Annotated in this window: 5 protein-coding genes; 1 reads left to right on the forward strand and 4 read right to left on the reverse strand. The window is 31.9% G+C overall.

The features are described from left to right. Positions 1–328: 328 nt before the first annotated feature. From HMPREF3241_RS06745 to HMPREF3241_RS06760, 4 genes are all read right to left on the reverse strand, one after another. A complete protein-coding gene (locus HMPREF3241_RS06745) occupies positions 329–2,761 on the reverse strand; it encodes an SF1B family DNA helicase RecD2 (RefSeq protein ID WP_002475150.1) in 2,433 nt (810 codons plus the stop codon). Position 2,762: 1 nt separating this feature from the next. Next, entirely contained in the window at positions 2,763–3,431 is a 669-nt protein-coding gene (locus HMPREF3241_RS06750) for a tetratricopeptide repeat protein (RefSeq protein WP_002446604.1), read from the reverse strand. Between the two features lie 162 nt (positions 3,432–3,593). Further along, entirely contained in the window at positions 3,594–4,712 is a 1,119-nt protein-coding gene (gene mnmA, locus HMPREF3241_RS06755) for a tRNA 2-thiouridine(34) synthase MnmA (RefSeq protein WP_002475161.1), read from the reverse strand. Beyond that, entirely contained in the window at positions 4,712–5,854 is a 1,143-nt protein-coding gene (locus HMPREF3241_RS06760) for a cysteine desulfurase family protein (RefSeq protein WP_002499788.1), read from the reverse strand. The genes mnmA and HMPREF3241_RS06760 overlap by 1 nt, the downstream gene beginning before the upstream one ends. 244 nt (positions 5,855–6,098) lie before the next feature. On the opposite strand from HMPREF3241_RS06760, the gene HMPREF3241_RS06765 reads away from it, so the two are divergent. Beyond that, on the forward strand, positions 6,099–7,094 hold the full coding sequence (locus tag HMPREF3241_RS06765; RefSeq protein WP_070853561.1) for an LLM class flavin-dependent oxidoreductase: 996 nt from the start codon (positions 6,099–6,101) through the stop codon (positions 7,092–7,094). Positions 7,095–7,292: the final 198 nt, after the last annotated feature.

Below are 7,292 nucleotides of genomic sequence, written 5' to 3' on the forward strand. Positions count from 1 at the left end.
AAATAAAAACTCTCCTTCATACGTTTTTGTTAGCTCAGTTAGATAGTCATAGTTGAGTATTATTCAAGAATATAAAAACGTTCATCCACAAAGGGACGAACGTTATCGCGGTACCACCCTAGTTATAAGAATTGTGACCTATTTACATACTTGAATTTTGTTTGTCTACTATTTCTTATCACTTTGTATACTTTATTTACCTAATATAGAGTAGCATTCAATAATTTTGTTTGTACTTTTCACCAACCAGTACATCTCTATAATTCAAAAGTTATTTACTCGTCTCTATACTTACTTAGTTTTATTTTATTTTCTTTACATTGATTTGTCAATGTTCAACGAAGTCATATGGCGTCATTTCCCCCATATTAATCATTGGATCAATTTGGAAAATTGTCGACTCGTTTAATTGGATATCATTTTCTTTTTCATTATTCAAATCCAGTTGATTTTCATTTTGTTTTTGCTCGTTAATAGTTTGTTTATTTGTATTTAAATTATTTTTGTTTTGTCCAAAATACGATTTTAACAAATCATTTAATTGTGTTAATCGTGTTTGTCCATTTGTTTTTAAACCTATATCAAACGCTTCTTGTTCACCAAGCAAAACAAGTGATTGTTTAGCTCTAGTTAATCCTGTATAAAGAATGGGACGTTGTAACATCCTATAATATTGTCTAACAATAGGCATAATAACAATAGGAAATTCTGAACCTTGTGATTTATGGATAGATGTACAATATGCATGTGTTAGTTCCATTAAATCTTGTTTAGTAAATGTAATTTCATTACCTTCAAAATCTACAACTAACACATCTTTATTTAGAGCATTTTCTTTGGCCCAAAATATACCTACTATTATACCTATATCCCCATTAAATATATTATCATTAGGTCGATTAACTAACTGAAGTACTTTATCCCCTTTTCGAAACACCGCTTCACCAAATTCTATTTCACGATCATCTTGTTGTTTCGGATTAAGAATAGATTGTAGAACTTGGTTAAGTCTCTTAATACCAGCGTTACCTTTATACATAGGAGCCAAAACTTGTATATCACTCATATCATAGCCTTTAGCTACAGCGCTTTTAACTACTTTATCAACAACGTCTGGTATTTGATTCGTACCACAACGAATAAAACTACGATCATGATAACGTTTAGTAATATCGATAGGTTCATTTAATTTCATACGGTGAGCTAAGTCAATAATACTGGAACCATCTTGCTGACGATATACTTCGGTAAGATTAACACGCGGTATTATTTCAGAATCAATAAGGTCTTTAAATACCTGTCCTGGACCTACTGATGGTAACTGATCTTCATCTCCGACAAATACAATTTGTGCTTCTAAAGGCACAGCACTTAAAAATTGATGGAACAACCAAGTATCTACCATTGACATTTCATCGATGATAATGAGTCTTGCATTAATTTCATTTTCTAAAATATCCTGGGGTTGTGTATCTTGGTTCCAACCGATTAAACGATGTATTGTCATTGCTTCTAAACCTGTCGATTCGTGAAGGCGCTTAGAAGCACGACCAGTGGGTGCGGCTAACACTACTGGATAATCATCTTCATTGTAATCATCATAATCGAGAGAGAGCCCATGTATTTCTGCATATAATTCAACTATACCTTTAATTACTGTGGTTTTACCGGTGCCCGGACCGCCAGTTAAAAGCATAATTTTAGAATTTATTGCTGTTTCAAGCGCTTCTTTTTGAGAGGCAGAGTAATTAACCTTATTTTGTGACTCAATATCACCAATATGTATTTGTAAATCAGACTGTTCTATTTCTTTTAATTTAGATGTGTTTGTTTTAATTCGGTATAAGTTTTGCACACTTTTCAATTCTGAATAGTATAAACTTGGAATTGATACCTGATCAGCTTCAGATACTAATTTTTTCTCTTCTGATAAAACGTCAATTATTTCTATTAATTGCTCTGTTTCAACTGGTTTCTCAATATCTTCATTGAGTAAATTTTGTGTTGTTTCTATAACAATGGTACGAGGTAGATATGTATGTCCTTGTTTAATACATTCTTCTTCTAATGTAAATAATAATGCTGCTTTTAATCTTTCAGGTGAATGTGGCTCAATACCGACGTTTCGAGCGAGTTGATCAGCCTTATTAAATCCAATACCTTTAATGTCATATACTAATTGGTAAGGGTTTTTATCTAAAACATTTAAAGTATCACCCATATAGAACTGATATATAGCCATTGATAATTTCGGTCCAAACCCAAGGTCGTGTAAACGTATCATAATTTTTTCAGATTCTTGGTTTGCATTAATCTGATCAGCAATTTGTTTTTGTTTCTTCTTTGGTAAACTAGGTACATTTTCTAAGATTTCTGGGCGAGTTAAAATATCATTTATAGCATTTTCACCTAGTGTATTTACAATGTTTTGAGCCGTTTTTTTACCGATGCCTTTAAATAAATCACTTGATAAGTAACTAATAATAGCATCTTTAGTTTGAGGTAACTCTTTTTCAAATCTTTCAGCCTTTAATTGCTTACCATAACGTGGATGTTGTACGACTTGCCCCTTAAAAGTATAAACATCGCCTTCAACTACATTGGGAAGAAACCCTACCACAGTTGGCATACTATCAAATTTTTCGTTTGATTCGATAGTATCTACTTTTAGAACAGTATAAAAATTATCCGTATTTTGAAATAAAATAGTATCAACTGTACCTTTGATCATTGAATAATCAAAAAGTGTAGGGTCAGACATATTATTCCTCCTCTTTCATAGTTTTGAATGTCTTTAATGCATGTTGGCTAAGTAAATGTTTTTCATCAATTGATATTGCTTGTTCAAAATATGCAATTGCTTCATCTAAATCTTCATTTTTCATATATGTAGCTAAACCAAGGTTATATATACCATCTACATGTTGTGAATCGATAGAAAGAACCTTATTTAATTGTTTAATTGCTTCATCAAACATTTCGAGTTGACATAGTACTAAACCATATTGAAATTGTACTTCTAAATCTCTATCATCGTCCAATTCAGCTGCAGTCATTAAAAATGGTAAAGCTTCTTTAAAAGCACCTAGTTGATTAAATGACATACCAATCATATAATTACAATCTTTTTTCGCAACTTCATATTGTAGTGCAGTTTGATATAGTTTTATTGCTTCGTTATAACGTTCTTCATTATAATAAATATTCGCCAAGTTATAGTAAACAGCACCATTTTCAGGTTCAATAGTTAATGCCTTTTGAAAAAAACGTTCTGCTTTTTCAATTTCTCCAACATCTGATAATACAATACCTGCGTTAATATAATTTTCAACAATGGCTGGATTTTCTTCTATATTTTCAAACAAGTCTTTCAAAGCGGTATCTAATTTACCATCTTTAATGTTTTGGTATATCTTACTTTGTTCGTGCATTTTTTCTCCCTCATTTCTACACGATTATAACATGATTATTGAAATATGTATTTTCAGGACATTTAAGTCAATTTTTCTTTATTTATATATTTTTTATTAAAAAACAAGTCATAAAAAAACCGTTAATACAAGAATTTCTCATGAATTAACGGTATAAGCAATTTATACGACGTAACTTAATTGACCTTCGTTTTTATAAACATCATCAATTGTAGCGCCACCTAAACATACTTCTTGATTATAGAAGACAACTGCTTGACCAGGTGTGATTGCTCTTACTGGTTCAGCAAAAGTTACTCTAATGGAATTCTCGTTTTCGCGTTGAACATAAACTTTAGTATCTTTTTGGCGATAACGGAATTTAGCTGTACATTCAAAACCTTTTTCCAAATCAATTTCACTTGGATTAACAAATGAAAAATCAGAAGCTATAAGATAATCACTATAAAGTGCATCATGATGGAATCCTTGTTCAACATATAATATGTTATCATTTAAATTTTTACCAACAACAAACCATGGATCTCCATCTCCACCGATGCCTAAGCCGTGGCGTTGACCAATTGTATAATACATCAATCCGCTATGCTGTCCCATTTTTTTTCCGTTCAATGTCAACATTTCACCAGATTGAGCTGGTAAGTATTGTGATAAAAATTCTTTAAAGTTTCTTTCACCGATAAAACAAATACCTGTTGAGTCTTTTTTCTTGGCAGTAGCTAAATTTTGCTCTTCTGCAATACGTCTTACTTCACTTTTTTCAATATCTCCAATTGGGAACATGACTTTGGATAGTTGTTCTTGGGATAATTGATTTAAAAAGTAAGTTTGATCTTTATTATTGTCAACACCTCTTAGCATTTCAACATGCCCATCCTCATGACGACGTATACGTGCATAATGACCTGTAGCGACATAATCAGCCCCTAATTTTAAAGCATGTTCTAAAAATGCTTTAAATTTAATTTCTTTATTACACATTACATCAGGGTTAGGTGTACGACCTTTTTTATATTCATCAAGAAAATAAGTAAATACTTTATCCCAATACTGTTCTTCAAAATTAACAGCGTAGTATGGGATGCCAATTTGATTACATACTGCAATCACGTCATTATAATCCTCAGTGGCTGTACACACTCCATTTTCATCAGTATCGTCCCAATTTTTCATAAATATACCTATTACATCATAACCTTGTTCTTTCAACAAGTATGCAGTAACAGAGCTATCCACTCCACCAGACATGCCCACAACTACGCGTATATCTTTGTTAGACACTATGATTCCTCCTTAAATTTATGATAGATTTTATGAATTTCAGCTACTATATATTTAATTTCTTGTGGTGTTGTTTGTTCATTAAAGCTAAAACGTACTGAATGTTTTGCTCGTTCTTCATCTTCAAACATAGCTGCGAGTACATGAGATGGTGTCGTAGAACCTGCTGTACAAGCAGAACCTGAAGATACATATACATGGGCTAAATCTAGTAATGTTAACATTGTTTCAACATCTATAAATGGAAAATAAATATTTAAAATATGCCCCGTTGAATCTGTCATCGAACCGTTTAATTCAAACGGAATTGCCCTTTCCTGTAACTGAACTAAAAATAATTCTTTTAAATTCATTAAATGAACATTATTTGCATCTTGATTAGTTATAGCTAATTCAAGTGCCTTTGTTAATCCTACAATTTGAGGTAAATTTTCTGTACCTGCTCGACGTTTGGTTTCTTGTTCACCACCAAGTTGATTATATGCTATTGGTGTATGCTCTTTTACTAATAGCAAACCAACACCTTTAGGACCACCAAATTTGTGTGCTGAAATACTCATCGTATCAATTTTAAAATTATGAAAATCTAAATCTAAATGTCCAATGGCTTGAACAGCATCAACATGGAATAATGCATGAGTGTCTGCAATAATATCTTCAATATCATAAATATTTTGTACTGTTCCAATCTCATTATTTACAAACATAATTGATACTAAAATTGTTCTATCATTAATTGTTTCTTTTAATTGGTCTAAATCAACTGCACCAGTATCATCTACATCTAGATACGTAACATCATAACCTTCTTTTTCAAGTTGCTCATATACATGTAATACTGAGTGGTGTTCAATTTTCGTGGTAATAATATGATTACCTAATTGTTCATTCGCTTTCACTAATCCTTTTATAGCAGTATTATTTGATTCTGTTGCACCACTTGTAAATATTACTTCATTTGGATTCGCTCCCAACAATTGTGCAACTGTACGACGTGACTGGTCAAGATATTTACGCGCATCTCTACCAATAGAATGTATTGACGATGGATTACCAAAATGAGATTGATATATTTCCATCATAGTATCTATTACTTCTTGTTTTACTGGCGTAGTCGCAGCATAATCTGCGTATACTTCCATGTTTGGACACTCCTTGTCAAATTATCAATGTTCCTATAATAGCACCATTATTTATTTATTTCTACTTTTCTGTTTTTCCAATGAAAGAAAATGTAAGTCATTTAAATTTTAACATCTAACCTACCAATTTATCGAATAACATTTTTGTAAATAAAGTTAAAATAATTTGAGCAATTCAATATTGAAAATCGAAAATGATTGTTATACTTCAACTATTATTAATAATGGAAAGGAAGCATTTTGTATGAAAAATATAAAATTATCTGCATTAAACTTAGTACCTATACGTGAAGGTCAAGAAGATAAAGATGCAATTAACGACATGGTTACACTCGCTCAAGCATTAGATGACTTAGATTATGAGCGCTACTGGATTGCAGAGCATCACAATGCTCCAAATTTAGTTAGTTCAGCTACTTCTTTATTAATTCAACATACATTAGAACATACTCATTCTATCAAAGTAGGTTCTGGAGGCATAATGTTACCGAATCATGCACCATTAGTCGTAGCAGAACAATTTGGGACATTAGAAACATTATTCCCTCAACGTGTGGACTTAGGATTAGGACGTGCTCCTGGTACAGATATGATGACTGCGAGCGCATTAAGAAGAGATCAGCATAATGGTGTTTATCAATTTCCTGAAGAAGTTGAACAACTGCAACAATATTTTGGACCGGGTCATCAACAAGCATATGTACGTGCTTATCCTGCGGTAAATAAAAATGTCCCAATGTATATTCTAGGTTCATCTACAGATTCTGCACATTTAGCTGCACGTAAGGGGTTGCCATATGTTTTTGCAGGACATTTTGCTCCACAACAAATGAAGGACGCACTACAAATTTATAGAGAATTATTTGAACCTTCAGAAGTACTTGATAAACCTTATGTAATTGTTTGTTTAAATACAATTGTGTCAGATTCTGATGAGCAAGCAGAATATTTAGCAACAACGATGTCTCAAATAATGGTGAGTATAACACGAGGAAAAATGCAACCTGTCCAACCACCAACAGATGATTTAAAGGCCTTATTAACACCTCGCGAATATGAATTAGCGCAACAACGTTTAAAAGGCTCACTTATAGGATCTGAAGAAACAGTTAAACAAAAACTTGAATCGTTCATAAAAGAGTACGGCGATATCGATGAACTCATGGCAATTAGTTATATCTATGATCAAGACAAACAAATAGAATCATATCGAAGATTAGAACGTGCAATTAAATCATAGTAAAATGTTAACACCTTACCAATGATTACAGAGGGTTAGACATTCAATATTGTCTCACTCTTTTGATGAATTTTAATAAGTTAAATATGATTTTCATAACTTTATTTATAAATCATTTTGTATTAAAAAATTAATAGCCTGGGACATAAAGTTCTAGGATAAGTAGATAAAGACAATTTCTATTGAAATAATATAGAA

Origin of the sequence: Staphylococcus sp. HMSC34G04 (assembly GCF_001838765.1) — a bacterium.
Lineage (GTDB): Bacteria > Bacillota > Bacilli > Staphylococcales > Staphylococcaceae > Staphylococcus > Staphylococcus epidermidis.

Excerpts from the sequence above, each read along its gene's own strand:
- HMPREF3241_RS06745 (WP_002475150.1), bottom strand. The coding sequence starts at position 2,761 with ATGTCTGACCCTACACTTTTTGATTATTCAATGATCAAAGGTACAGTT.
- HMPREF3241_RS06750 (WP_002446604.1), bottom strand. The coding sequence starts at position 3,431 with ATGCACGAACAAAGTAAGATATACCAAAACATTAAAGATGGTAAATTA.
- HMPREF3241_RS06760 (WP_002499788.1), bottom strand. The coding sequence starts at position 5,854 with ATGGAAGTATACGCAGATTATGCTGCGACTACGCCAGTAAAACAAGAA.
- HMPREF3241_RS06765 (WP_070853561.1), top strand. The coding sequence starts at position 6,099 with ATGAAAAATATAAAATTATCTGCATTAAACTTAGTACCTATACGTGAA.